Source organism: Streptomyces sp. NPDC107517 (assembly GCF_055582645.1).
Window position 1 is genome coordinate 456,276 of record NZ_JBVJPM010000002.1, and the last position, 24,957, is coordinate 481,232.

Here is a 24,957-nt window from a genome sequence, read left to right on the forward strand (position 1 = left end):
AAAACACTGAAGGCCGCCCTCGGGGCGGCCTTCGCTTCGCTGTACGCGCAGTCAGTGGGCCGCCGGGTGAGCGGTCCACCACCAGTTACGGGTCGTGTGCGCGAACATGGACGGAACTTTACCCGATGGGCAGCTCATCTGTGGACGACGCGTCTCAAAGGGTGAGCGGTCGGCTGAACCGCTCACCCGACCCCGTAATGTTGAGGATGTGACCGTGAACGCTAAGACCAGCGCAAGCGCTGGCAACACCTGGCGAGACCTGCCCGCGGCGCAGCAGCCCGAGTACCCCGATGCCGAGGCTCTGCGCGATGTGATCGCGGAGCTCGAGTCGTATCCGCCGCTCGTCTTCGCGGGCGAGTGCGACCAGCTGCGCGCCCGACTGGCTGCCGTCGCCAAGGGAGAGGCGTTCCTCCTCCAGGGCGGCGACTGCGCCGAGGCCTTCGACGCCGTCTCGGCCGACCACATCCGCAACAAGCTCAAGACGCTGCTCCAGATGGGTGCTGTCCTCACGTACGCGGCCTCCGTGCCCGTCGTGAAGGTGGGCCGTATCGCGGGGCAGTACTCCAAGCCGCGCTCCAAGAGCACCGAGACCCGCGACGGCGTGACCCTGCCGACGTACCGCGGCGACTCGGTCAACGGCTTCGCTTTCAACGAGAAGGCCCGCGTCCCGGACCCCGAGCGCCTGAAGCGGATGTACAACGCGTCCTCCTCCACGCTCAACCTGGTGCGCGCCTTCACCACCGGCGGCTACGCCGACCTGCGCCAGGTGCACGCCTGGAACCAGGACTTCGTGAAGTCGTCCCCGTCCGGCCAGCGCTACGAGCAGCTCGCCCGCGAGATCGACAACGCGCTGAACTTCATGCGTGCCTGCGGCACCGACCCGGCCGAGTTCCAGACGGTCGAGTTCTACGCCTCCCACGAGGCGCTGCTCCTCGACTACGAGTCGGCGCTGACCCGCGTGGACTCGCGTACGGGCAACCTGTACGACGTGTCGGGCCACATGGTGTGGATCGGTGAGCGCACCCGTCAGCTCGACGGCGCGCACATCGAGTTCGCCTCGAAGATCCGTAACCCGATCGGCATCAAGCTCGGCCCGACGACGACGGCCGAGGACGCGCTGCAGTACATCGAGCGCCTCGACCCGGACCGCGAGCCCGGCCGTCTGACCTTCATCGTCCGCATGGGCGCCGACAAGGTCCGCGACAAGCTCCCGGAGCTGGTCGAGAAGGTCACCGCCTCCGGCGCGACCGTCGCGTGGATCACCGACCCGATGCACGGCAACACCTACGAGGCGGCCTCGGGCCACAAGACCCGCCGCTTCGACGACGTGCTCGACGAGGTCAAGGGCTTCTTCGAGGTCCACAAGGGCCTCGGCACCCACCCGGGCGGCATCCACGTCGAGCTCACCGGTGACGACGTCACCGAGTGCGTGGGCGGCGGCGACGAGATCTTCGTCGACGATCTGCACCAGCGCTACGAGACGGCCTGCGACCCGCGCCTGAACCGCAGCCAGTCTCTCGACCTGGCGTTCCTGGTGGCGGAGATGTACCGCGACCAGTGATCTTGCAGTAAATGCCGTGGGGCGCGGATCACAGTGATCCGCGCCCCACGGCACTTTTGTGCTCCGCACCCGGCGGGTAAGGTTAGGTTAGCCTCACCGTTCGTTGGGGCGGGAGCAAAGAAACCGGTCCTGATCGCTGGGAGGTGAACCGCGTGTACGTCTGCAACTGCTTCGGTGTGACCGAGGACCAGGTCAAGAAGCACGCGGACGGCGGTGCGTGCACCCCCCGCCAGATAGCGTCGGCCTGCAAGGCCGGCACGGACTGCGGCTCGTGCGTACGGCGCATTCAGGCGCTGCTCGGCCGTGGGAGCTGCCCGCGCCGCGAGCTGGTCGAACAGGGAAGGCCCGTTCTGACGGCCGACCCGAACGCCCTCGTGGGCCTTCCGGACGCCGCCTGAGGCTCCGCCCGAGAGTCTGCGGCCGTCGGCTGTCCGGCTCTAGCTGTCCGGCTGCTCGATCTGCTGGGCCAGGTACAGCGCCTCACCGAGACTCTCGATCAGCTCCAGCTGGGTGTCGAGGTAGTCGATGTGGTGCTCCTCGTCCTCCAGGATGTCCTCGAAGATCCGCGCCGACGTCACATCGCCCTTGGCCCGCATGACGTCGATGCCGCGCTTGAGGCGGTCGATCGCCTCGACCTCGACCTGACGGTCGGCCTGGAACATCTCCGTGACGGTCTGCCCGACCCGTACGTGGAAGAGCCGCTGGTAGTTCGGCAGGGCGTCGAGGAAGAGAATCCGCTCCGTCAGCCGGTCCGCGTGCTTCATCTCGTCGATGGACTCTGCGCGGGTGTACTTCGCGAGCTTGGTCCAACCGTTGTTGTCCTGGATCCGGTAGTGGAGCCAGTACTGGTTGATGGCCGTCAGCTCGCCGGTGAGCTGCTCGTTGAGGAATTCGATGACCTCGGGGTCGCCCTGCATCGCAGAGGCTCCTTCCACGTCGTGGACTCGGCAGATTTCGCGCATCCTCGCACCGGCACCGAAAACCGTCCAGTAAGTGCACGCTTAGTAGGAGTTGCCCCTTTCGGAGGTGGCCGGGCTCTCGCTGGTCACGGCCACTGCCCGGGGTCTGTCAGGATGGAGGCATGGGTCAGCCGGTGGGTCGCGAGTCTGGGGGAGCAGTGCAGTCGGAGCTTCCACCGGGACAGCGTCTCCAGCGGGGCTGGCCGGTCACCCACTACGGCCCGGTTCCCAAGTTCCGCCCCGAGCGGTGGGAGTTCAGGGTCTTCGGCGCCACCGCCGACGGGGACAAGCGCTGCTGGACCCACGAGGAGTTCTCCGCCCTGCCGTACGGCACGGTCGTGGCCGATCTGCACTGCGTCACGAAGTTCAGCATGCTCGGAGCCGAGTGGGGCGGGGTGCCCGCCGCGACGATTCTCGAACTGGCACCGCCCGCGCCCGCCGTCACCCATGTGATGGTCTGGGCCGAGTACGGCTTCAGCGCCAATCTCCGCCTCGAGGACTTCGCCGCCGAACGCACGATCTTCGCCACCCACAAGGACGGCGAACTCCTCACCGCCGAACACGGCTTCCCGCTCCGCCTCGTCGTGCCCCATCTGTACGCCTGGAAGGGCCCGAAGTGGGTCCGCGGCATCGAGTACATGACGGCCGACCGCCGCGGCTTCTGGGAGGAGCGCGGCTATCACAACGTCGGCGACCCCTGGCGGGAGCAGCGCTACTCGTACCAGGAAGAGCCCGGGGACGGCCCCGAGCTCTGATCCTGGCGCTGCTCGTACGGGTCTGTCAGTGGTCGTACGGCCCGTCAGTGGTGGTACTGGTGCACCACCGCGTGGCCCTTGCCGCGGCCGATCATCCACTTGTTGACCGGAGTGGTCACCACGAAGGCGATCGCCAGCGAGGCCGCGAGCGCGCCCCAGAAGAGGCCGTCCGACAGATGGGCGTCCATCGCGTCCGGCCACAGCGCGATCACGCCGTTGTCGATCAGCTCCATGACGGCGATGGACAGGGTGTCCGCGGCGAGCGCTACCCGGAACGCGGTCCCGAAGTCGACGCCGGCCTTCAGGATGCCGCGCAGCGTGAGCGCATAGCCGAAGAGGAACGCGAGCACGATCGCCAGAATCATCGTCGGCACGTTGCCCCAGCCGAATGCCGTACCGATGACCATGCCGAGGACCTCGCCGATGGCGCACCCCGTGAGGCAGTGAAGGGTCGCCTGCGCGGCCATGGACCAGCTGACCCTGCCGAGGCCGCCGTGACCGGCGTGGGCGTGCTCGTGCTGATCGTGATCTGTGTGGTGCTCGTGTCCGGCGTGCGTCTCGTGCTTCATGAGTTCCCCCAACGTCAGAGAGCGGTTCCTGTCGCCGACAAGAACCGTATACCCCCTGGGGGTATTCCTCAAGCGATCTCCGAGACGATCCCGGAGGCGGTCTCCTAGCGCTTGCGCAGCTCCTTCAGGCGGGCCACGTCCGCCGCGTGCCCCTCCTTGCCGCCGGGCGTCTCGAGGATCAGCGGCACGTTCTCGGTCGCCGGGTGGGCCATCAGCGCGCGGAACGGCTCAGCGCCGATGTGGCCGGAGCCGATGTTCTCGTGGCGGTCCTTGTGCGCCCCGACGACGTCCTTGGAGTCGTTGGCGTGGATCAGCTTGAGGCGGCCCTCGCCCACGGTGTCGACGAGCAGGTCCAGGGTCTGCCGCATGCCGTCGGGGCCGGTCAGGTCGTGGCCCGCCGCGAAGATGTGGCACGTGTCCAGGCAGACGCCCAGCTTCGGGTGCGCGTCCAGTGCGTCGAAGTACGGCCCGAAGTCCCAGGTCCGCGAGCACAGCGAGGAGCCCTGGCCCGCGGTCGACTCGAGCAGGAGGTACGGGTCGTCGTCATGGGTCAGCTCGTCGAGCAGCGGCAGCAGGCGCTCCCGCACCTGCGCGAGCGCCACGGCGCGCTCACGGCCGCCGGTCGCCGAACCCGTGTGCACGACGACGCCGAGCGCGCCTATCTCCCGGGCCCGGCGCAGCGAGTGCCGCATCGACTCCACGGACTTCTCCACGGTCGCCTCGGTGTGCGAGCCGAAATTGATCAGATAGGGCGCGTGGACGTACGCCGGAATCCCCTCGGCGGCACAGGCCGCGCGGAACTCCTCGTCCTGCTTCGGGTTGCCGGGAGGCGTCGCCCAGCCTCGCGGGTTGGCGACGAAGACCTGGACGGTCTCGGCGTCCAGCTCGCGCGCGTACGAGAGCCCTACGGAGGCCAGGCCGCCGGCGACGGGGACATGGCCGCCGACCGGGTTACGGGATGCGGTGTCGGTGCTGCTCACCGGTCAAGGGTGGCACGCGCGCGTGGGCGCTCCGTCAGCGGATCTGGATGGTGATCGTCGACCCCTTCGGGGCCTTGTCACCGCCCGCCACGGACTGCTTCTTCACGGTGTCGCCGAAAATACCGAGCAGACCACGGTCGTTCTCGACATCGAAGCCGCGGGCCTCGAGCTTCTGGTGGGCGTCGTCGACGCTCATGCCCACGACGTCGGGGACCTCGACCATGACCGGGCCCTTGGAGATCTTCAGCGTGACCGTGTCACCCTCGCCGAGCCGCTTGCCCTCGACGGGGGACTGCAGGGCGACGCTGCCCTTGTCCTCGTCCGAGTTCACCCGCTCCGTGGCGATCTCGGCCCTGAGACCCGCGTCCTGAAGGTCGGCGATGGCGTCCTGCTCGGACTCGCCCGTCACGTCCGGGACGTCCACCGCTCTGCCCCTGCTGACCTTGAGCGCGACGGCCGAACCGGCCTTGCGGGTCGTGCCGGACGCCGGGTCCGTGGCGATCACCGACCCCTTGGGGACGTCCTCGTCGAAGTCCCTGGTGACCATGCCGGGCTCCAGGCCCGCGTCCTTCAGCCGGCGCTCGGCCCCGGCCAGGGGGGTGCCCTCGAGATCGGGAACCTGCACGGTCTCCGGGCCCAGGGACACCGTCAGATCCACCGCCCCGTTGTCCCGGATGCGGGCGCCCGCGCCGGGGTCACTGGCGATGACGGTGCCGCGCTTCACGGTGTCGCTGTACGCGCGCTTGACGTGCCCGAGGTCGAGGCCCGCGTCGCCGAGCCGCTCCTTCGCCTGTGTCTGCGTCTTGTCGAGCAGCGGAGGGACCTTGGTGAACTGGCCCGAGTTGATGTACCAGACGCCCGCGCCGAGGCCGAGGGCGAGCAGCACGGCCGCGACGGCAGCGAGCACACCGCGCCGCGGACGACGCCTCCGGGACGAGGCGGGCGGCGGCGGAGGCGTCTCGAAGCGGCTCGTGCGGTTGAGCTCCGCCTGCGGGTCCTGGTCGTCGGCGGGCAGCGGGAGCTGCACGCCCCTGGTCCGCAGCGCCCGAGGTATCACACTCGTACGGTCGTCGGAGATGTCACGGTCCCCGAGGTCCTCGGGCCGTGCGGCCGGCGGTACGGCATCGAGCTGTGCGTCCGTGAGGGCGGCCCTGGCCGCCCTCACCCGGGCGAGCAGCGCCACCGCGTCGTACGGCCTGAGATCGGGCGTGCGCGCGGTCGCCGAGGCGACGAGCTCGTCGAGCTCCGCGGGCAGGCCGGGCACGGACGCGGACGGGGGCGGCACGTCCTCGTTCAGGTGCTGGTAGAGGACCTGGGCGGGGGAGTCGCCCGAGTGCGGCTTGGCGCCCGTGAGCATCTCGTAGAGCACCACCCCGCACGCGTACACGTCGACGCGGGGGTCGGCGGTGCCCGACTCGATCTGCTCGGGGGCGAGGTAGGAGACGGTGCCGAGGACGGCGCCCGTGGTGTTCGTGACGGTGTCCACGGCCCGTACGAGGCCGAAGTCCGCCACCTTCACGCGGCCGTCGTCCCCTATCAGGACGTTCTCCGGCTTCATGTCGCGGTGCACGAAGCCCGCGCGGTGCGCGGCGCCGAGCGCGGCGAGGACCGGCTCCAGGATGTCGAGCGCGGCACGCGGCCGCAGCGCCCCGCGGTCCCTCAGGACGTCCCGCAGGGTGCAGCCCGCGACGTACTCCATCGCCAGATAGACGTACTGGCCGTCCGCGCCCTGGTCGAAGACCCCGACCACGTTCGGGTGGGAGAGCCGGGCCACGGACTTGGCCTCGCGGATGAAGCGCTCGACGAACGAGACGTCGGCGGCGAGGGCCGGGTGCATCACCTTGAGCGCGAGCACGCGGTCGAGGCGGGTGTCCACGGCCCTGTAGACCGTGGCCATCCCGCCGACCGCGATGCGTGCGTCGACGCGGTACCGGCCGTCGAGCACCTGCCCGACGAGAGGGTCCTGAAGGGTCGTGTCCACCCTGGTGAGTGTACGAGCCGCCGCCGACACCCGGCTCCGCAGTCGTCCACGGACGGCCGTACTGCAGCAGAGCTGTGACCGGGCTGTAAGGCCCTCAGAACGCGGGCCGCTCCGGGTCGAGCCTGGCCTTCCCGGACACGGGCGACGAGGCCTCGGCGAAGTGCCTGCGGGGGATCCGGCCCGCCCGGAACGCCAGACGCCCGGCCTCGACCGCATGCCGCATGCCCTCCGCCATCAGGACCGGCTCCTGCGCGCGGGTCACGGCTGAGGCGAGCATCACACCGGCGCACCCCAGTTCCATCGCGAGCGCCGCGTCGGACGCGGTCCCGGCGCCCGCGTCCAGGATCACCGGCACGCGCGCGTGCTCGGTGATCAGCTGGAAGTTGTGCGGGTTGCGGATACCGAGCCCGGAGCCGATGGGGGAGCCGAGCGGCATGACAGCGGCGCAGCCCACGTCCTCCAGCTTCCGCGCGAGCACCGGGTCGTCGTTCGTGTACGGCAGCACGGTGAAGCCGTCGTCGACGAGGATCTCGGCCGCGTCCAGGAGCTCGATCGGGTCGGGCAGCAGGGTGCGCTCGTCCGCGATGACCTCCAGCTTGACCAGGTCGGTGCCGAGCGCCTCGCGGGCGAGGCGGGCGGTCAGGACGGCCTCACCGGCGGTGAAACAGCCCGCCGTGTTGGGCAGCACCTGGATCCCCAGCTTCTCCAGGACGGAGAGCACGGAGCCCTGCACGCTCGCGTCCACGCGCCGCATCGCGACGGTCGTCAGTTCCGTGCCGGACGCGACGAGGGAGCGTTCCAGGACGTCGAGGCTGGGCGCCCCGCCCGTGCCCATGATCAGGCGGGACGAGAAGGACGTACCGCCGATGACCAAGGAGTCGTCAGCCATGGGTTCAGCCTCCCTGGACTGCGGTGAGGACCTCGACGCGGTCCCCGTCCGTGAGTGCGGTGACGGCCCACTGCGCGCGCGGGACGACGGTTTCGTTGAGTGCGGCGGCGACCCCGGACGGCGCGGTGGTCAGTGCCGACACGAGGGCGTCGAGCGTGGTGCCCGGGGCGACCTGGCGGCCCTCGCCGTTCACGGATACGTGGGTGACGGACACGGTCATACGGACTGCTCCACAGAGACGGGTGCGGGGACGGCGCCGAAGCGCCGCGGGGTGAAGGGGCGGGCCACGTCGGGGAGTTCGCCGGTGGCGAGGACGTGGGCCATGGAGTCGCCGGTGACCGGCGTGAGCAGCACGCCGTTGCGGTGGTGGCCGGTGGCGAGCAGCAGGCCGGGCAGGGCGGTCGGGCCGAGGATCGGCGCGTTGTCGGGGGAGCAGGGGCGCAGGCCCGCGCGGGTCTCCGTGAGCGGCAGCTCCGTGATGCCGGGCACCAGCTCGTGGGCGTCGCGCAGCAGCTCGTAGACGCCGCCCGCGGTCACCGTCGTGTCCCAGCCGAGCTCCTCGCTGGTGGCCCCGACGACGAGTTCGCCGTTGACCCGGGGCACCAGATAGAGGTTGCCGCCGCGCACGACGGCACGCACGGTGCGGCTGAGGAACGGCGCGTACACCTTCGGCACGGTCAGGCGCAGGACCTGCCCCTTCACCGGGCGTACCGGCGGCAGCACGTCGTCCGGGACTCCGGCGAGGCGGCCGCTGAGGCTGCCTCCGGCGAGGACGACCCGGTCCGCGTCGAGCCCGGTGCCGTCGGCGAGGACCACGCCGCGCGCGCCCTCGCGGACGACTGTCAGCCGCTCGGCCCACTGCCGGTGGAACCGGACCCCGGCCCGCTCGCAGGCCGCGACAAGGGCCTTCGCGAGGCGCCTCGGGTCGATCTGGTGGTCACCGTCGACGCGCAGGCCGCCCCGTACGGACGGGGCCAGCATCGGTTCGAGGCGCCGGCACTCACGGCCCGACAGCCACTCCGACTCCAGGCCCGACTTGCGCTGGAGGGCGTGCAGTTCCCGAAGGTGCGCGCGGTCGTCCGCGTCGAGCGCGACGGCGAGGGTGCCGCACGCGCGGTAGCCGAGGTCGAGTCCGGTGGCCTCGGAGAGCTCGGCCGCGAACGCCGGATAGCGGCGCGCGGACTCCACGTTGAGCCCGAGGAGGGTCTGTTCGGCCTCTCCGTAGTGCAGTTCGGTGACGGCGGCGAGCATCCCGGCCGCCACCTGTGCGGCCCCGCCGCCCGGTTCGGGGTCCACGACCGCGGTGCGCAGCCCGCGCTGAGCGGTCCGCCACGCGGTGACGAGACCGATGATCCCGCCGCCCACGACCAGGACGTCGGAGCCTTCTGAAGTACGCGACATGGGCGTCCAGCCCCTCCCTTCGCCGGCATGACCCGGATCAGGTTCGTACGGTCGGAGGCCGTCAGCCTCCCTCTCAGCCCGGTACGTCCGGGCTCCCGCGAGTGCTTTACGGTGGCCACCCTAACCCCACGAACCGCCGCCAAGACCCCCGGTAAGGGAGCCCGCCCGCATGGCCCGTTCGCTCGACGGACTCGTCCTCGCCCCGGTCGCCGACCAGGCTCCAGGTCAGGTGGGTACCCGGACCCGGTTCGCCTACCACGAGGAGGACGGCCGGATCTGGGCCGAGTACGCGGGCGGGGACGTCGTGCGCGGACACCTCGTGGGCACCCGTGAGGGCGACCGGATCGACTTCAGGTACGTACAGCTGAAGACGGACGGGACGACCTCCTCCGGGCACTGCGTCTCGCTCGTCGTGGACCTTCCGGACGGGCGGGTGCGGCTGGACGAGACATGGGAGTGGGAGTCGCAGGCGGGCAGCGGGACGAGCGTCGTCGAAGAGGTCCCCGGCGCCTGACGGCGGGAGCGCGGACGGCCCGAGCGGTCAAACCGGCGGCCGGTGTGGAAGACGTCACGGGACCGGAGTGACGCGGCCCGCTGACTGACTGAACGTCAGGTGCATATGGTGATCCGGTGAGTGAGCAGACCCAGAACCAGGCCCCGGTGCCCCGGGCGGGGCGGCACGTCGTCATCGTCGGAGCCGGGATGGCGGGAGTCCAGACCGCCGTGGCCCTGCGCGAACAGGGCTTCACCGGCGCCGTCACGCTGATCGGCGCGGAACCCCACCAGCCGTACGACCGGCCTCCGCTGTCCAAGGCCGTCCTGCTCGGCAAGGCCGAGGGGTCCGCCTTCGACGTGGACTTCGAAGCCCTCGACATCAGGCTCGAACTGGGCCGCGAGGTCACCGGCGTGCGCCCCGCCGAGCACACCCTCGACACCGCCACCGGACCCGCCCTCTACGACGTCCTCGTCCTCGCGACCGGTGCCGAGCCCCTCCGGCTGCCCGGCACGGAGGACATCCCCGGCGTCCATCTGCTGCGCACGCTCGACGACGCCGAACGCCTGCGCCCCGTCCTCGCCGCACAGCGCGACATCGTCGTCGTCGGCGCGGGCTGGATCGGCGCCGAGTTCGCCACCGCGGCCCGTGAGGCCGGATGCGCGGTCACCGTCGTCGAGGCGGCCGAGCGGCCGCTCGCCGGAGCGCTGCCCGCGGAGGTCGCCGCCCCCATGGCCGCCTGGTACGCGGACGCCGGGGCGGAACTGCGCACCCACGCGCGCGTGGAGCACGTCGAGCCCGGAACAGTGGTCCTCGACGACGGCACGCGGGTGCCCGCAGGTGCCGTGGTCGTCGGCATCGGGGCCCGCCCCGCCACCGGCTGGCTCACCGGCTCCGGCATCACGCTCGGCGCCCACCGCGAGGTCGTGGCGGACAACCGCCTGCGCACCTCCGAGCCCGACGTGTACGCCGTCGGTGACTGCTCGTCCTTCCCTTCGGGCAGATACGGCGAGCGGCTGATGGTCCACCACTGGGACAACGCGCTCCAGGGCCCCCGCACGGTCGCCGCCAACATCATCGGCGAGAACCCGGCGACGTACGATCCCGTGCCGTACTTCTGGTCGGAGCAGTTCGGCCGCTTCGTGCAGTACGCCGGACATCACGCGGCCGCCGACACCACCGTGTGGCGCGGCGACCCGCAGGGCGCGTCCTGGAGCGTGTGCTGGCTGCGCGAGAGCCGGCTCGTCGGCGTCCTCGCCGTGGGCCGCCCGCGCGACCTGGCCCAGGGGCGCAAGCTCATCGAGTCGGGAGCCCCCCTGGACCCACAGGTCATCAGCGACCCGGCCCGCCCGCTGAAGGCCGCTGTCGTCTGACCGCCCCGCCGGGGCGACCGGGCCTTTTGCGCGGCCGCGTTTCCCACTGTCAGTCCGGGATGGCACGCTTGTCCTGTGACCGAGATTGACGCAAAGATCGATGCTCTCGTCCCCGAGTGGCTCACCCTCCCCGACATCGCCGAGCAGTTCGGCGTGGAGGTGACGCGCGTGCGGCAGCTGGTGAAGGAAGGCCAGGTGATCGCCGTACGCCGTGGGGAGAACAGGGCGCTGCACGTGCCCGCCGCCTTCATCGACGGCGACAAGGTCGTCAAGGGCCTCACCGGGACTCTGACCCTGCTCAGGGACGACGGCTACAACGACGAAGAGATGCTCGAGTGGCTCTTCACCCCCGACCCGACCCTGCCGGGCACCCCCGCGCAGGCGCTGAGCGAGAATCGCGGTACGGAGGTGAAGCGCCGCGCCCAGGCGCTTGCCGTCTGACCTGACAACCGTCCGGCGTGGGGGGCGCGCTCACCGCGGCCCGCACGCCACCGACCAGGGGGACTCACCCATGGCCATGGCCGCAACGCAGCGCGCCCAGCTCGCCGACGCCCGGCTGTACCTGTGCACGGACGCCCGCAAGCGCCAGGGCGACCTCCCCGAGTTCCTCGACGCCGTCCTCGCGAACGGCGTGGACATCGTGCAGCTGCGCGACAAGGGCATGGAGGCGGGCGAGGAGCTGGAGCACCTGGCCGTCTTCGCCGACGCCGCCGCCCGCCACGGCAAGCTGTTCGCGGTCAACGACCGGGCGGACGTCGCCCACGCCGCCGGCGCCGACGTCCTGCACCTGGGCCAGGGCGACCTGCCGGTCGCGGCCGCCCGCGCCGTCCTCGGCGAGGACGTCCTGATCGGCCGCTCCACGCACGCCGACACGGAGGCCGCCGCGGCCGCCGTCCAGGACGGCGTGGACTATTTCTGCACCGGCCCCTGCTGGCCGACCCCCACCAAGCCCGGCCGGTACGCGCCCGGCCTCGACCTGGTGCGCTACACGGCCTCGCTCGGCACGGACCGTCCCTGGTTCGCGATCGGCGGCATCGACGCGGGCAATCTGGACGAGGTGCTCGAAGCGGGCGCACGCCGCGTCGTCGTGGTCCGTGCCATCACCGAGGCGGACGACCCGGGCGCGGCGGCGGCCGACTTCGCGAAGCGGCTGCGTACGGCCTGATCCGTTCGGTCGGGCCCCGCCAAGACGCGTGTCCGCAGGGTGGACGGGGATTAGGGACAGAGCCCTCCCGTGGCTAACCTGCCCATATGGCCCTTGGCACCGCTTCCACCAGGACTGATCGCGCACGCACCGTGCGCGACATGCTCGCGACCGGCAAGACGACCTTCTCGTTCGAGTTCTCGGCGCCGAAGACCCCGAAGGGTGAGCGGAACCTCTGGAACGCGCTGCGACGGGTCGAGGCCGTCGCGCCCGACTTCGTCTCCGTGACGTACGGCGCCGGTGGCTCCACCCGCGCGGGCACCGTCCGCGAGACCGAGCAGATCGTCGCCGACACGACCCTGACCCCGGTCGCCCACCTCACGGCCGTCGACCACTCCGTGGCCGAGCTGCGCAACATCATCGGCCAGTACGCGGACGCGGGCATCAGGAACATCCTCGCCGTGCGCGGAGACCCGCCCGGCGACCCCATGGCCGACTGGGTCGCGCACCCGGAGGGCCTGACCTACGCCGCCGAACTGGTCCGGCTCATCAAGGAGGCGGGCGACTTCTGCGTCGGCGTCGCGGCCTTCCCCGCGATGCACCCGCGCTCCGAGGACTGGGACTCCGACGTCCGCCACTTCGTGGACAAGTGCCGGGCGGGCGCCGACTACGCGATCACCCAGATGTTCTTCTACCCCGAGGAATATCTGCGGCTGCGCGACCGGGTCGAGGCAGCGGGTTGCGACACCCCCGTCATCCCGGAGATCATGCCGGTCACGAGCGTGCGCATGCTGGAACGCCTGCCGCAGCTCAGCAACGCCACGTTTCCGCCCGCCCTGAAAGAGCGCATCCTCACAGCCAAAGACGATCCGGCGGCTGTACGCTCCATTGGCATCGAGTTCGCGACGGAGTTCTGCGCGAAGCTGCTGGACGAGGGCGTTCCGGGTCTGCACTTCATCACGCTCAACAACTCCACGGCGACACTGGAGATCTACGAGAATCTGGGCCTGCACGACCAGCAGGCCTGACCCGGCCGTATTCCACCAGGGGCGGCGGCCGTACGAGAGGGGCGTACATGGGCTGGACGGTCCTCTACATCGCGTTCGGAATCGTCGCGTTGTGGCTGCTCGGTGAGGTACTGCTCCAGTACAAGGCGAGGCTGCGCTTCCGGCTGCTCGCCTTCGTCGGCTTCGTCGGCGTCGTCCTCGGCGTGCTGATCCCTTCGGTGATCGTCATCGGGGTCGGCGCCATCACGTTCGCGGTCGGCCAGACGTATGTGACGCTGTCGTTCCGCAGGGGCTTCTCCACGGGCTGGGCGCTCGGCGGGAACCCCGGCGAGAGCAAGCGGCGCAAGCTCAGGGAGCCGGTCGACCAGGACCCGGTCCTCGAGGTGTCCGACCTGGAGTACGAGTCGGCCGCCCCGGACGACCCCGAGCCGGAACCCGAGTCCGCGGCCGAGGCGACGTCCGTCTACGCGCCGCAGCCGATGCCCGACGACACCGGCCAGTACGGCGTCTACACCCCGTCCGCCGCCCACACGGACGCTGCCGCACAGGGCTACGCCTACGACGCGTACGCGGGCTACGAGCAGCAGCAGTACGGCTACGACAACGGCCAGCAGCAGTACGCCGCCTACTCCGACCCGTACATCGGGACGCAGACCTACCCGGCGCAGCCCCAGTACGACGACGCGTACGGCACGGGACAGCAGTACGGCGACCCGTACGCGAACGGCGGCTATGCCATGGAGACGCCGCCCGGCGGGGTCTGGGTGCCCCAGCAGCGCACCGGCGACGACCAGCACCAGCAGTACGGCGGCGAACTGCCCCCGGAGCAGCCCTACCCGTACGAGCAGCACGGCCAGGGCGGCTACGACGGCGGCTCCGGCTACAACGAGCAGCAGCAGTACCGCTACTGAACCCGGCGGGCGGCGCCCGTCACTGCGAGCCGCGGAAGTCCGGGCCCTCCACGATCAGCCCGGCCGCCAGCGCGCCCGACATCCCCGCGTGCGGCAGTCCGCCGCCCGGGTGCGACCAGCCGCCGACGGCGAACAGGCCCGGAACGAGCGTGCTGTTCGACGGGTGCAGAAGCCTGCCGGAGGCCGCGGCCAGGGCAGGTGCGGGCACCGAACCGCCCTCGGCTCCGGTCGCCTCGGCGACCTCCGACGGCGTGCGGGCCTCGTGCCACAGCAGGCGGTCGCGCAGCCCGGGGACCGCCTGCCCGGCGGCGTCGATGACCCGCTCCACGTCCGCGTCCGTCACGCGCGCGCCGCGCGCCACCGTGACCACCAGCGTGACCGCCTCATGGTCCGGGTCCGGCACCACGGAGGCGTCGTCGGGACGCAGGACCGTGACCGTCGGCCGCTCCGCCACCGCCGTGCCCCCGCCGAACAGCGAGGCCAGCTCGGCCTCCCGGTCCGCCGTGTGCACGACCGTCCGGTGCGGGGCGTCGCCCGGACGCGCGCCGCGCAGCGCCAGGAACACCGTCAGCCGGCTCGGCAGCGCCGACTGCGGCGCCACCTCGGCCTCGCCCCTGAGTGCCCGCCCGGGCAGCAGCTCGTCGAGGACATCGGGCGCCACACCGGCGACCACGAAGTCGGCCTCCACGACCCTGCCCCCGGTCAGCTCGACACCCGTCGCCCGGCCGTCCTTCTCCACGATCCGCGCCACCGGCGCGTCGAACTCGAACTCGACCTTCCGCTGAAGACACCGCTCGTACACGGCCCGCGCCAGCTCCCGCATCCCGCCGCGCACCGCCCAGGTGCCGAACGTCTGCTCCATGTACGGCAGCACGGCCGCGCTCGCCGGAGCCGTCCGCGGATCGAGTCCGGACGCGAGCGCGTACTGCTCCAGGAGTGCGACGAGCCGCGGGTCCCCGCCCAGCTCAAGAGCGGCGACCTCGGAGAGAGTCGTCGCCGACAGGTCCTTGCGCAGCATCCGGCGGCGGACCACCACGGGGTACGGCTCGCGGTCCGCGAGGATCCGCCAGTTCGGCCACAGGGGCTCTTCGAGGAGCGGGCGCCGGGTGCGGTCCCAGGCCTCGCGCGCCCGGTTCATGAACGCCGACCAGTGCGCTCCTGAACCCTCGCCGAGCGCCGCGTCCAGGGCGTCCGCGATGCCCCCGCGCCGCGCGTTCGGCAGGTCCGCCGCTGTGCCGTCCGCGAAGACATGCCGCACGGCGGGCTCCACCTGGGTCAGCTCGACCGCGTCCTCCAGGGGCGCCTTGCCCGTCTTGATGAACAAGTCCCGGTAGACCGCGGGCAGCTGGAGCAGCCCCGGGCCAGTGTCGAACGAGAAGCCGTCCCGGGCGAAGCCGCCGAGCGCCCCGCCGTACGTCGACGCGCGCTCGTACACCGCCACCCGGTGGCCTGCCACGGCCAGCCGGGCAGCGGCCGCCATCGCGCCCATCCCGGCGCCGATCACCGCAATCCGTGCCATGCCAGCGACTTTATCGGCCCCCGCCGACACCCCCGCCGACAGCCCGGCCGGGAGCCGGATCAGCCCGGCGGAGCGCCGGTACGGTCCGCGATGCGCCGCTCCTCGCGCCGTTGCGCCCGGCGCCGCAGGAACCGCCGGATCCGCGAGATCAGGAAGTACAGCATGAGCAGACCGAGGAAGAGCAGGACGGCGGCGATGATCGCGGCCGCCTCGGGATGGAACATGGCGAACGTGATGATCCCGGCGACCCCGAGGTCCTCGGCCGAGCTCACCGCGAAGTTGCTGAACGGCTCGGGCGAGGTGTTGATCGCCATCCGTGTCCCGGCCTTCACGGCGTGGCTCGCCAGCGCCGTCGACCCGCCGACCGCGCCCGCCGCGAGGTCGGACAGCGACCCGCTCTGGCCGGCGAGCAGCGCGCCCACAACCGCACCCGACACCGGCCGGATCACCGTGTGCGCGGTGTCCCAGAGCGAGTCCACGTAAGGGATCTTGTCGGCAACGGCCTCGCACAGGAACAGCACCCCGGCGGCGATGAGCACGTCGGTGCGCTGGAGCGACTCGGGAACTTCGTCGGTCAGCCCGGTCGCGCCGAAGACGCCGAGGAGGAGGACCACCGCGTACGCGTTGATCCCGCTCGCCCAGCCGCTGGTGAAGACCAGGGGGAGTACGGACACGGACGTGATCGTAACCAGTCGCGAACTCGGGGGTCCTGGGCATGAGCACCCAGGCCTGAGTATCCGTACCTAGTACGTGAGATGAGTAGCTGCGCGGATGGGGCCGGACCTGCGCGGACGGGAGAGTGGAGGCACGGAAGGGGGCGCGGCGCCGGTACCGCCGACACGGGGCGGCGGAACAGCGCTTCGCCCCCTTGGCCGCTCCTCCCGCCACGGCGGGGGCGAGGTACGGGGGCCCGCACGACCGACGGGCCCACGGGGGAACACGGGGGACACGGGGAACACGGGGGACGCGCCGGTCCGGTGAGGCCTGAGAATTCGGGCCACGCCGGACCGGCGCTCTGTTGTCTCCGCCTTCGCGTCCGGGAGCGGTCAGCGGCCGCCCGTCACGCGTCCCTGGAGCAGCCGCGACAGCGCCGCGTGGACGTCGTCCAGGGAGCGCTCCGGCTGGAAGGCCTGCCAGTCGAGCGCGGCCACCAGGACCATGCCGACCAGCGCCGCCGCCGTCAGCGGGATGTCGATCTCCTCGCTCAGCTCACCGCCAGCGACGGCGTCCCGCAGCACGTCCTCCACGACGGCGACGGCCTCCTGCCGGACCACGGCGAGGGTGGACTGCCAGGCGCGGTTCGTGCGCCACAGTTCGGCCACGTACAGCTGGGTGAAGGCCGGATAGCGGTCGATGAAGACGAGGCCGGCCCGGATCATCGCGTCCAGGGCGTCGATCTTGCTGCCGCCGCTCGCGGCCGTCTTCTCCGACGCCTCCCGCAACGAGGCGGTGAGAAGCCCGACGCCGTGCCGGAGCAGCTCTTCGAAGAGCACCGACTTGCTGGCGAAGTTGTAGTAGACCGTGCCTTTCGCGACCCCGGCGCGCTCGGCGATCTCGTCGACCGTGGTGGCCGAGAACCCCTGCTCCGCGATGAGCGTGACCGCGGCCTCGTACAGCTTCTGCCGGGTGGCCTGGCGCCGTGTGCTGCTTTCCATGCCCCTGATTCTCACAGGCGCCGGTGCGGGCGCGCTCACAGGCTGAGCTCGGGGTGCAGCCGGTCCAGTGTCCACACCTGCTTTCCGCGGGCGCTCAGCGCGGTCAGGGCCAGCGCGCCGGCCGTGAACGCGGCGAGCACGGCACACGCCTGCCACACGGGTCCGAGGCCGCCGCCCGAGATCAGTCTCCGCAGCGCCTCGACGACGTACGTCATCGGCAGGAAGGGGTGGATCGCGTTGAAGAAGCCGGGGCTCGTCTGTACGGGATACGTACCGCCCGCCGACGTCAACTGGAGCATCAGGAAGGCGAGTACGAGGATCCGCCCCGCCGCTCCGAAGCGGGCGTTCAGCCACTGCACGATCGCCGCGAAGCACGCCGTGACGAGGAACAGGAAGCCGACCGTTCCGGCCGCCCTGACCATCTGGAGCCCCAGCGCCCAGTGCAGCACCGACATCAGGGCGGCCACCTGGAGCACCCCGAGCGCGGCCACGGGCAGCCAGCCGGCCAGCGCGATCCGCCAGGCGGAGGCGCCCGCGGCGAGTGCGCGCCGGTTGAGCGGCTGGATCAGCATGTAGGCCACCATCGCGCCGACCCACAGGGACAGCGGGATGAAGTAAGGGGCGAACCCGGTGCCGTAGTTGGGCGCCTTGTGCAGGGACTGCGAGGCGAGCTGGACCGGGTCGGACATGACGCCGGTGCGCCGGTCGCGGTCCTTCTTGTCGTAGTCGGGGATCTGCTTCACCCCGTCGTGGAGCCCGCCGGCCAGCTGTCCGGAGCCGTCGGCCAGCTGGAACATGCCGCCGTTGAGATCGCTCGCGCCCGTCTTCAGCTTGCCGACGCCCGTGTCGAGGTCCGCCGAGCCCGTCTTCGCCGTGCCGAGCCCGGTGTGCAGCTGCTTGGCACCCTTGGCGACCTGGCCCGCGCCCTTGTTGAGGGCATTGATCTTCGAGACGGCGGTGGCCACGTCCTGGTCGAGCGTCGGGGCCTGCTTGGCCAGCGCCTCGGACTGCCGCTGGAGCGTGGCGAGATGGCGGTCGAGGGTGTCCAGGTCGCCGTGGTCGTCCTCGATCAGGACGTTCAGGTCGTCGGCGACCTTCGCCACGTCGGCAGCCGCCACCTTGGCCTTCTTGAGGTCGGGGCAGACCGGGTCGGACAGGGGCAGCGTCTCGCAGCGTGCCTGGTAGACCCCGTCCAGGACATCGGACCCCGCGTGCGCGCCCTTGGCGGCCGTCGGCGCCGTCCTCACCAGGACGTCGAGGTTGTGCCGGATGCCCTTCGCGGAGTCGGCGACGAGCCGGGCGGTGTCTCCGATCGCCTTCTTGTTGTCCTTCAGGAACGGGCGCACCTGCCCGGCGACGCCGTTGACCTTGTCGGCGAGGAGCTGGGTGCCGTCGGAGACCTGCTTCGAGCCGGACTCCAGATCCCCCGCGCCCTTGTTCAGCTTCTTGATCCCGCCGGCCAGCTCACCGCTGCCCTTCTTGGCGTCCTTCAGACCGTCCGCCAGGTCCTTGGACCCCTTCTTCGCCTTGCCGATACCGCCCTTGAGCTGATCGGCCCCCTTCGCCGCCTTCTTGGTCGCGTCGTGGATGTCGGAGAACGAGATGAAGATCCGGTCGAGGAACGAGCGCGACGCGTTGGTGGACGCCGCCGAACGCACCTCGGAGAACACCGTCCGCGAGATCTGTCCGACGATGTAGTTGTTGGCGTCGTTCGTCCGCACCTGAAGAGCGCCGGTCTCCGGGGTGTCCCCGGAGCTGGACGCGATGCGCTCGCTGAAGTCCGCGGGCATCGTCAGCGACAGGTAGTACGTCCCGTCCTCGACGCCCTTGCGGGCCTGTGCCGCGCTCACCTCGTGCCACTCGAAGGTCTTGCTGTCGTGCAGCCCTTCGGTGATGTCGTCGCCGGCCACGATCTTCTGGCCGGCGGCCCGCGCGCCCCTGTCGTCGTTGACGAGCGCGACGGGAATCCTGTCGAGACGCCCGTACGGGTCCCAGAACGACCACAGGTACAGGGCGCCGTACAGCAGGGGCAGCAGCAGGAGCGCGGCGAGCGCGGCGCGCGGCAGCTTCCCCCTGCCGAAGCGCCTGAGCTCAAGCGCGGCCAGCCTCGGCGAGCGCATCCGCCGTCTCCTTCTTCTCGGTCCCGGGATTCTCGGGGCTCTGCTCGTCCGCTTCGTCGTGGGGCGCCGTCGATACGAGGACCGCGTCCTTGGGCGCCTCGCTGCACACCGCCACGACCGTCGTGCCGGACTCGGCGACGGACCTCAACAGGTCCCAGACCTGCGTCCGTTCGGCGTCCGAGAGCTTCAGGTCGGTGTCGTCGACGCCGAGCAGCCGCGGCCGCCCGATCAGCGCGAGGGCCACCGACACCCGGAGCGCCTCGATCCGTTCCAGGTCGCGCACGGCGGTGCGGGTGCCCTTGGGCAGCGCCTCCCGGTCGAGGCCCGCGGCGGCCAGCGCGGTGTCGATCCGCAGCCGCGAGGCGGCGGCCCGCTCGGCCCGGGGCCGCAGCAGCGTCCGCAGGGAACCGTCGAACCGACGCTGCAGCAGCGCCCGTTCGCGCAGATGCTCCTCGACCGTCAGCGCGGGATCGAGGTCGGTGACCCCGGGCACATGGGCGAGAGCGCTGATCCGCCGGACCGCGGACAGCTGCTTCGGCAGCCGGAAGGGGCCCACGGACGCGGCGCCCTCGGTGGGTCGCATACGTCCGGTGAGGGCGAGCAGCAGGCAGGTGCGGCCCGACCCGGACGGCCCTTCGACGGCGACGAGCGCCCCGGGCTCCGCGTCGATGTCCACCCCGCGGAACGCCCAGCCGCGCGGGCCCTTGAGCCCGAACCCCTCGGCGCTGACGGCGACCGCGTTCGGACCGTCCATGGTCGGGCCCCCCCACTTTTTGAACTGACTGGTCAGTGCAAAAGTTAGCCCGAACTGTCGCTCGAAGCAAAAGTGCAGGTCAGGGCCGATTGTCAGTGGCGTACTCCACGATGGGCACATACGGCCACTGAGCCGTCACGCAGACGACAGGAGGTTCGTCATGGCTGGACATTCAGCAGCAGCCGCACGCCGGCCCCGCGCCACACGCCCTGCACCCTCGCTGACCGGACCCGCCGCCGACGTCCACCCCGTACTCCGCCGGGCAACTGCCCCTCCCGCCGCTCTCGACCTGCTCGCCCAGGCGCGCACGGGCCTCGACGAGGCGGCCCTTCTCGAAACGCCCAACGAGCGGTACGCCACGGCCCATCTGGCCGCGCTGCGTACCGCGGCCGCCGTGCTCGCCGCCCGCGGCCGCCCCGAACCCACGCCCCGACGGCGCGCCCGGATACGGAGCGCCTGGGAAGTGCTCCCCGAGATCGCGCCCGAACTGACCGAGTGGAGCGCCCTGTTCGCCTCCGGCGCCACCCGCAGGGCGCGCGCCGAAGCGGGCATCCGGGGAGCGGCCGGCATCCGCGACGCGGACGACCTGCTCCGCGACGTCGCGATGTTCCTGCGCCTCGTCGAGCGGATGCTGGTCCTTCAGCCGATACTGCCCCAGCCCAGGGCGCAGGACGAGGGCCCGGTGGCGGGCCGGGAGGTGCCCGACGTGGGGTGACCGGACAGCTCTCACGAGGCAATAGGGTGGAGGCGCCCGAACCCTCCACCCATCGCCGTGCCGGTGGGGGAGGAATCCCCATCGCTCCGCAGCCCATGAGCCGGAGCCGCGCCGAGGAGTCACCTGTCGTGTCGGACCCGATGCGCCCCCGCGCTTCTCTCCGTACCGCCGTGGTCTGGGACGTTCTCAAGGACGCCCTCGACCGTCGCGTCAAGGCCACGGGGCGCGAGTCGCTCGACGTGCTCGACACCGGAGGCGGCAGCGGCAACTTCGCGGTGCCCGTGGCCGGCCTCGGTCACCGCGTCACCGTCGTCGACCCCAGCCCGAACGCGCTCTTCGCACTCGAGCGCCGCGCGGCCGAGGCCGGCGTGGCCGACCGCGTGCGCGGGGTGCAGGGCGACGTCTCCGGTCTCTTCGACGTCGTCGAGCGCGACGGATACGACGTGGTCCTGTGCCACGGCGTTCTGGAGTACGTCGACGACCCGGCCGAGGGCGTACGCAACGCGGTGGGCGCCCTCCGCTCCTCCGGCGTCCTCAGCCTGCTCGCCGCAGGACTCGGCGGCGCCGTGCTCGCCCGGGCGCTCGCCGGGCACTTCAAGGAGGCCCGGCAGGCCCTCGGCGACCCGGCGGGCCGCTGGGGCGACGGCGACCCCGTGCCGCGCCGCTTCAGCGCCGAGCAGCTCACCCGGCTCGTCGGATCCGCGGGCGTCGAGGTCGGTGCGGTGCACGGCGTACGGGTCTTCGCCGACCTCGTGCCGGGCGTCCTCGTGGACACCGAACCGAGCGCCCTCCAGGAGCTCCTCAAGCTGGAGGCCGCCGCCGCCGAGCTGCCCGCCTTCCATGCCGTCGCCACGCAGTTGCACGTCCTCGGCGAGAAGCAGGGGGCCCCGGAGGCCTGAGTGCTCCGGTGACGCGCCGCTGATCAGCGGCGCAGCGGCGGATGGAGTACGCCACAGGCCCCCCGCTTCGGCGCCGGGCGCCGTATGATCGAGGGAGCCGGTCCGGCATGACGGGACGGCCGCCGGGGCATTAAGGCTTCAGCGAGCCGGAGCGGAGTGGTGGTCCTGGTTGGCGAAGTTGGCGTAGAGGGGCGGGTTTCACGGGGGCGATTCCCTGCCTATCCTGAAGGGGACCCCCGGTCGCCCCGGCGACTGCACGATGAGGAGGACTCCGTGCCGCTCTCGGAGCACGAGCAGCGAATGCTCGAGCAGATGGAGCGAGCGCTGTACGCCGAAGATCCCAAGTTCGCGACAGCGCTTGAGGGAAGCGGGCTGCGTACGTACACCCGACGTCGGGTCTACCAGGCAGTCGCCGGCTTCCTGGTGGGTATCGCGCTCCTCATGGCCGGAATGGTCGCCAAGCAGATCTGGATCAGCGTGGTGGGGTTCCTCGTCATGCTGGGCTGCGCGGTCCTCGCCATGACCGCATGGCGCAAAGCGCCCAAGCCCGGTGAACAGCCGGCTGCCGGAGCAGCGCCAGGAGCGCCGCCGGCGGCGCGGCGTCAGGGCAAGCAGCGCCGCTCGATGATGAACCGGATCGAGCAGCGCTGGCAGCGGCGCCGAGACGAACAGGGCGGCCACTGAGCCCCCGCCGGACGAAGTCCCCACGGGATCAATGGTCCTCACAGGAACAGACGTAGCTGAGGGGTGACCACTCACGGGTGGTCACCCCTCAGGCGTGTCCGCGCGCCGGCGCCTCGGCGTGGCCCGCTTGCGCAACGAGCGGGCGCCTCCCTCAGCTCTCCTGGCGGGAAGGCCGCCGCGGACGCCGCAGGAGCGTCGACTTCCGAGCCGTCCAGCGGGAGCCGAGCTCCGCCCAGTGCTGCGAAAGTCTCCACGCCACTCGAACGGTCGAGCGCGGTGCGAGCGTCGCCCGCAGCCGGGCCGAGCGGCTCGACTTGGCGCGCAGGCCCTGCTCAAGGCGGCGCACGTCGTCCCCGAGGCCCGCCGTCGGCTGCGGCCTCGGCGCGTAGAGGACCTGTTCCACCGCGGCCGCCACCCGGTGCACGGAGTCCGCCGCCACCTGGTCGAGCTGTCCGACGCGGACGATCCGCGCGGCCGCCGTCCGCGGCGTCTGCGACTCGTCCGGTGCGATGCCGTGGTCCCACGCCGTATCGGTCACTTCCAGCCACGCCGCGAGGGCGCGTGCCGCCGCGTCCCCGTCCGTGCGGCCGGGCGAGCCGAGCCGCACCGCCCGTACCCGCTGCCGCCACAGCATCGGGAGCAGCGGCACGAGCACCACCAGCAGTACACCGAGCGCGATGAGGGCGATCGTGCCGTAGGGCGGGCCGTCGTCGCCGGACGCGCCGATCACCGCGGGCGCGGTGTTCGAGCAGCCGCCCAGCTTCCGCTCGGCCGCCGGGCAGTTGTCCGACGCGGAGGGCTGCCCCGCCGAGGGCTCCGACGAAGCGGCCTCGCTGGGCGCCGCCGGGTTGCTCGGGCTGCCCGCCGGGGTGTCGCTACGCGTGTACTCGGGCGCCGTGCCGCGGTTCGGCGTCGGCTCGAAGCGGGTCCAGCCCACGCCCTCGAAGTACAGCTCGGGCCACGCGTGAGCGTCCCGCAGGCCGACCGACATCTGCCCGTCCGCCTGCGGAGAGCCCGGCGTGAAGCCCACCGCCACCCGCGCCGGAATCCCCAGAGTTCTGGCCATCGCGGCCATCGAGAAGGAGAAGTGGACGCAGAAGCCTTCCTTGTCCTTCAGGAAACGGGCGATGGCCGAGGAGCCGCTGCCCGCCCGGACCTCCGTGTTGTACGTGAAGCCGCCGTTCACGGCGAAGTAGTCCTGGAGCTTCACGGCCCGCTGGTAGTCGTTCGCCGCGCCCTGGGTGACGCGCAGCGCCGTCTTCTCGACGATCGCCGGCAGCGAGGACGGCACCTTGGTGAACTCCCGGCGCAGCTCGCTCGGTGCCGCGGGAGCGTTCGCCAGCTGCTCGGCGGTCGGCTGCACGATCAGGCTCTCGACGCTGTACTTCTTGCCCCGCGTGGTCTGGTCGTGATCGCCGACGAGGGTCCGGCCCACCGGCTCGTACCGCCAGCGTCCCGAGATGTCGACCTTCGTCGCCGGGTAGGGGAGCGGCAGCCAGTCCTGGGCGTACCAGCCGGCCGCCGCGATGTTCGTGCGGATCTCCGTCCTGCGGACGTCCGCGCCGAGGCCACGGGGGCTCGGGAACGGCGAGGGCACGTCGATGATGCTGCGCTTGGCGGGCCGCCAGGTCGTCCCGTCGAACTCGTCGAGGGAGACGATCCGCAGATACAGGTCCTGGGTGTTCTTCGAGTTCGTGCGGTACGACATCACCTCCCGGTCCTCGGGCTGATTCAGGCTGTTCTGAAGGGAGACCAGGGGGTTCACGGCGGAGATGGTGCCGCCGCCTCCGGAGCCCACACCCGTCCCCGTGCCCGACGGGCCGAGCAGGCCGCCGTCGAGCGCGGGCAGTGCGAGCGGCACCACGAGGGCGATGCCGAGCGCGAGCGCGCCGATGCGGCGGCCCGTACGGAGCGGGGCCACGGCGCCGGCCCTGCTCTCCACCGCGCCGCCCGCGCGGCCCGGTGAGCGGGCCGTACCGCCGAAGACGCGCCCCCACTGCGAGAGCCGGTCCCGGCCCTCGGCGAGGAGCAGCAGCAGATAGCCGCCGGCGGCGAGCAGGAACCACAGCCAGTCGGCGGAGCCCTGGGAGAGGCCCGCGGCGACCGAGTAGAGGGCGAGCAGCGGCAGCCCGGCGGGCGCCGCGCTGCGGAACGTCACCGCGAGGGCGTCCACCGCGAGGCCGATCACCAGGACACCGCCCACCAGCATCAGCCGGATCCCGTCGGACAGCGGCGCGGGGATCGCGAACCGCCCCACGTCGTCGCCGCCCGCCTGGAGCAGCTCCCCGAAGTGACGGAACGCGTCCGGCCCCGGCAGCACCCCGCCGATCGCCTGGGCGTTCGCGAACAGCAGAGTCAGCAGCAGCAGCGACACGAGCGCCTGCACGGTCACCGTGAGCGGCCGCGCGAGAGGCACGCGCCGGGTCAGTGCACCCACCCCGGCCTGGACGACCAGGAGGAACGCGGCCTGGACGATCCAGGTCGCCATGTCGACGAGCGGCAGCAGGGCACACGCCGCCATGAACGTGGCTGCCGTCGCACACAGCGTCAGCCGAGCGCCTCCACTCATGACCGCGCCTTTCCCCCTG

The 24,957-nt window shown here is 71.6% G+C and carries 26 protein-coding genes and 1 riboswitch; of the genes, 12 read left to right on the plus strand and 14 right to left on the minus strand.

Annotated features, from left to right (window positions below; all coding sequences use genetic code 11):
* Window positions 1–51: 51 nt before the first annotated feature.
* Window positions 52–138, minus strand: coding sequence for a trp operon leader peptide (locus ACZ67T_RS05790; protein ID WP_469982270.1), 87 nt, complete (start codon window positions 136–138; stop codon window positions 52–54).
* A gap of 70 nt (window positions 139–208) precedes the next feature.
* Here ACZ67T_RS05790 and ACZ67T_RS05795 point away from each other — a divergent pair, with 70 nt between their 5' ends.
* Together ACZ67T_RS05795 and ACZ67T_RS05800 are read left to right on the plus strand one after the other, a co-directional pair.
* Entirely contained in the window at window positions 209–1,561 is a 1,353-nt protein-coding gene (locus tag ACZ67T_RS05795; protein WP_469981733.1) for a class II 3-deoxy-7-phosphoheptulonate synthase, read from the plus strand.
* A gap of 143 nt (window positions 1,562–1,704) precedes the next feature.
* Entirely contained in the window at window positions 1,705–1,959 is a 255-nt protein-coding gene (locus tag ACZ67T_RS05800) for a (2Fe-2S)-binding protein (protein WP_469981734.1), read from the plus strand.
* A 39-nt stretch (window positions 1,960–1,998) separates the two neighbouring features.
* On the opposite strand, the gene bfr is transcribed toward ACZ67T_RS05800, so the two are convergent.
* Window positions 1,999–2,478, minus strand: a complete 480-nt coding sequence (bfr, locus tag ACZ67T_RS05805) for a bacterioferritin (RefSeq protein WP_116502549.1) — start codon at window positions 2,476–2,478, stop codon at window positions 1,999–2,001.
* Window positions 2,479–2,642: 164 nt separating this feature from the next.
* Here bfr and ACZ67T_RS05810 point away from each other — a divergent pair, with 164 nt between their 5' ends.
* Complete coding sequence (locus tag ACZ67T_RS05810; protein ID WP_469981735.1) at window positions 2,643–3,275, plus strand: sulfite oxidase-like oxidoreductase; 633 nt, start codon at window positions 2,643–2,645, stop codon at window positions 3,273–3,275.
* A gap of 44 nt (window positions 3,276–3,319) precedes the next feature.
* Here the strand turns inward: ACZ67T_RS05810 and ACZ67T_RS05815 are convergent, their stop codons facing one another.
* The 6 genes from ACZ67T_RS05815 to thiO all read right to left on the minus strand — a co-directional run bounded on the left by ACZ67T_RS05815 (window position 3,320) and on the right by thiO (window position 9,095).
* A complete protein-coding gene (locus ACZ67T_RS05815; RefSeq protein ID WP_469981736.1) occupies window positions 3,320–3,844 on the minus strand; it encodes a DUF4396 domain-containing protein in 525 nt (174 codons plus the stop codon).
* Between the two features lie 104 nt (window positions 3,845–3,948).
* A complete protein-coding gene (locus ACZ67T_RS05820) occupies window positions 3,949–4,824 on the minus strand; it encodes a deoxyribonuclease IV (RefSeq protein ID WP_469981737.1) in 876 nt (291 codons plus the stop codon).
* A 34-nt stretch (window positions 4,825–4,858) separates the two neighbouring features.
* A complete protein-coding gene (gene pknB / locus ACZ67T_RS05825; protein WP_469981738.1) occupies window positions 4,859–6,805 on the minus strand; it encodes a Stk1 family PASTA domain-containing Ser/Thr kinase in 1,947 nt (648 codons plus the stop codon).
* A gap of 94 nt (window positions 6,806–6,899) precedes the next feature.
* The gene (locus tag ACZ67T_RS05830) at window positions 6,900–7,694 is read right to left on the minus strand and encodes a thiazole synthase (RefSeq protein WP_469981739.1); all 795 of its coding nucleotides are present in this window, start codon (window positions 7,692–7,694) and stop codon (window positions 6,900–6,902) included.
* A 4-nt stretch (window positions 7,695–7,698) separates the two neighbouring features.
* Window positions 7,699–7,914: a sulfur carrier protein ThiS gene (gene thiS, locus ACZ67T_RS05835; protein WP_326776159.1), complete on the minus strand. Its 216-nt coding sequence runs from the start codon at window positions 7,912–7,914 to the stop codon at window positions 7,699–7,701.
* Window positions 7,911–9,095, minus strand: a complete 1,185-nt coding sequence (gene thiO / locus ACZ67T_RS05840; RefSeq protein WP_469981740.1) for a glycine oxidase ThiO — start codon at window positions 9,093–9,095, stop codon at window positions 7,911–7,913. Before thiO ends, thiS begins: the two co-directional genes overlap by 4 nt.
* Window positions 9,093–9,204, minus strand: a riboswitch (TPP riboswitch). Its footprint overlaps the gene before it by 3 nt.
* 60 nt (window positions 9,205–9,264) lie before the next feature.
* Here thiO and ACZ67T_RS05845 point away from each other — a divergent pair.
* The 6 genes from ACZ67T_RS05845 to ACZ67T_RS05870 all read left to right on the plus strand — a co-directional run bounded on the left by ACZ67T_RS05845 (window position 9,265) and on the right by ACZ67T_RS05870 (window position 14,023).
* Complete coding sequence (locus ACZ67T_RS05845; protein ID WP_469981741.1) at window positions 9,265–9,609, plus strand: avidin-fold protein; 345 nt, start codon at window positions 9,265–9,267, stop codon at window positions 9,607–9,609.
* A gap of 116 nt (window positions 9,610–9,725) precedes the next feature.
* Window positions 9,726–10,961, plus strand: coding sequence for an NAD(P)/FAD-dependent oxidoreductase (locus tag ACZ67T_RS05850; RefSeq protein ID WP_469981742.1), 1,236 nt, complete (start codon window positions 9,726–9,728; stop codon window positions 10,959–10,961).
* Between the two features lie 75 nt (window positions 10,962–11,036).
* Window positions 11,037–11,402 (plus strand): Rv2175c family DNA-binding protein, encoded by a 366-nt coding sequence (locus ACZ67T_RS05855; protein ID WP_100592200.1) that lies wholly within the window; start codon window positions 11,037–11,039, stop codon window positions 11,400–11,402.
* A 76-nt stretch (window positions 11,403–11,478) separates the two neighbouring features.
* On the plus strand, window positions 11,479–12,126 hold the full coding sequence (thiE, locus tag ACZ67T_RS05860; RefSeq protein WP_469982272.1) for a thiamine phosphate synthase: 648 nt from the start codon (window positions 11,479–11,481) through the stop codon (window positions 12,124–12,126).
* A gap of 86 nt (window positions 12,127–12,212) precedes the next feature.
* Window positions 12,213–13,133 carry a methylenetetrahydrofolate reductase [NAD(P)H] gene (gene metF, locus ACZ67T_RS05865; RefSeq protein ID WP_469981743.1) on the plus strand — a complete coding sequence of 307 codons (921 nt, stop codon included), beginning with the start codon at window positions 12,213–12,215 and terminating at the stop codon, window positions 13,131–13,133.
* Between the two features lie 47 nt (window positions 13,134–13,180).
* Window positions 13,181–14,023, plus strand: coding sequence for a hypothetical protein (locus ACZ67T_RS05870; protein ID WP_469981744.1), 843 nt, complete (start codon window positions 13,181–13,183; stop codon window positions 14,021–14,023).
* A gap of 19 nt (window positions 14,024–14,042) precedes the next feature.
* Here ACZ67T_RS05870 and ACZ67T_RS05875 read toward each other — a convergent pair whose 3' ends face one another.
* From ACZ67T_RS05875 to ACZ67T_RS05895, 5 genes are all read right to left on the minus strand, one after another.
* The gene (locus tag ACZ67T_RS05875) at window positions 14,043–15,542 is read right to left on the minus strand and encodes a phytoene desaturase family protein (RefSeq protein WP_469981745.1); all 1,500 of its coding nucleotides are present in this window, start codon (window positions 15,540–15,542) and stop codon (window positions 14,043–14,045) included.
* Between the two features lie 59 nt (window positions 15,543–15,601).
* Window positions 15,602–16,216, minus strand: a complete 615-nt coding sequence (locus ACZ67T_RS05880; protein WP_469981746.1) for a DUF4126 domain-containing protein — start codon at window positions 16,214–16,216, stop codon at window positions 15,602–15,604.
* Between the two features lie 372 nt (window positions 16,217–16,588).
* Complete coding sequence (locus ACZ67T_RS05885) at window positions 16,589–17,197, minus strand: TetR/AcrR family transcriptional regulator (protein WP_469981747.1); 609 nt, start codon at window positions 17,195–17,197, stop codon at window positions 16,589–16,591.
* 35 nt (window positions 17,198–17,232) lie between these two features.
* Complete coding sequence (locus tag ACZ67T_RS05890; protein ID WP_469981748.1) at window positions 17,233–19,317, minus strand: YhgE/Pip family protein; 2,085 nt, start codon at window positions 19,315–19,317, stop codon at window positions 17,233–17,235.
* Entirely contained in the window at window positions 19,289–20,071 is a 783-nt protein-coding gene (locus ACZ67T_RS05895) for an ATP-binding cassette domain-containing protein (RefSeq protein WP_469981749.1), read from the minus strand. Before ACZ67T_RS05895 ends, ACZ67T_RS05890 begins: the two co-directional genes overlap by 29 nt.
* A gap of 160 nt (window positions 20,072–20,231) precedes the next feature.
* Here ACZ67T_RS05895 and ACZ67T_RS05900 point away from each other — a divergent pair, with 160 nt between their 5' ends.
* The 3 genes from ACZ67T_RS05900 (at window position 20,232) to ACZ67T_RS05910 (ending at window position 22,369) form a co-directional block, all read left to right on the plus strand.
* A complete protein-coding gene (locus ACZ67T_RS05900; protein WP_469981750.1) occupies window positions 20,232–20,786 on the plus strand; it encodes an SAV_6107 family HEPN domain-containing protein in 555 nt (184 codons plus the stop codon).
* Window positions 20,787–20,914: 128 nt separating this feature from the next.
* Window positions 20,915–21,685, plus strand: coding sequence for a methyltransferase (locus tag ACZ67T_RS05905; protein WP_469981751.1), 771 nt, complete (start codon window positions 20,915–20,917; stop codon window positions 21,683–21,685).
* Between the two features lie 273 nt (window positions 21,686–21,958).
* Complete coding sequence (locus ACZ67T_RS05910) at window positions 21,959–22,369, plus strand: DUF3040 domain-containing protein (protein WP_469981752.1); 411 nt, start codon at window positions 21,959–21,961, stop codon at window positions 22,367–22,369.
* A gap of 151 nt (window positions 22,370–22,520) precedes the next feature.
* Here the strand turns inward: ACZ67T_RS05910 and ACZ67T_RS05915 are convergent, their stop codons facing one another.
* Window positions 22,521–24,938, minus strand: a complete 2,418-nt coding sequence (locus ACZ67T_RS05915; protein WP_469981753.1) for a transglutaminase TgpA family protein — start codon at window positions 24,936–24,938, stop codon at window positions 22,521–22,523.
* Between the last annotated feature and the right edge of the window lie 19 nt (window positions 24,939–24,957).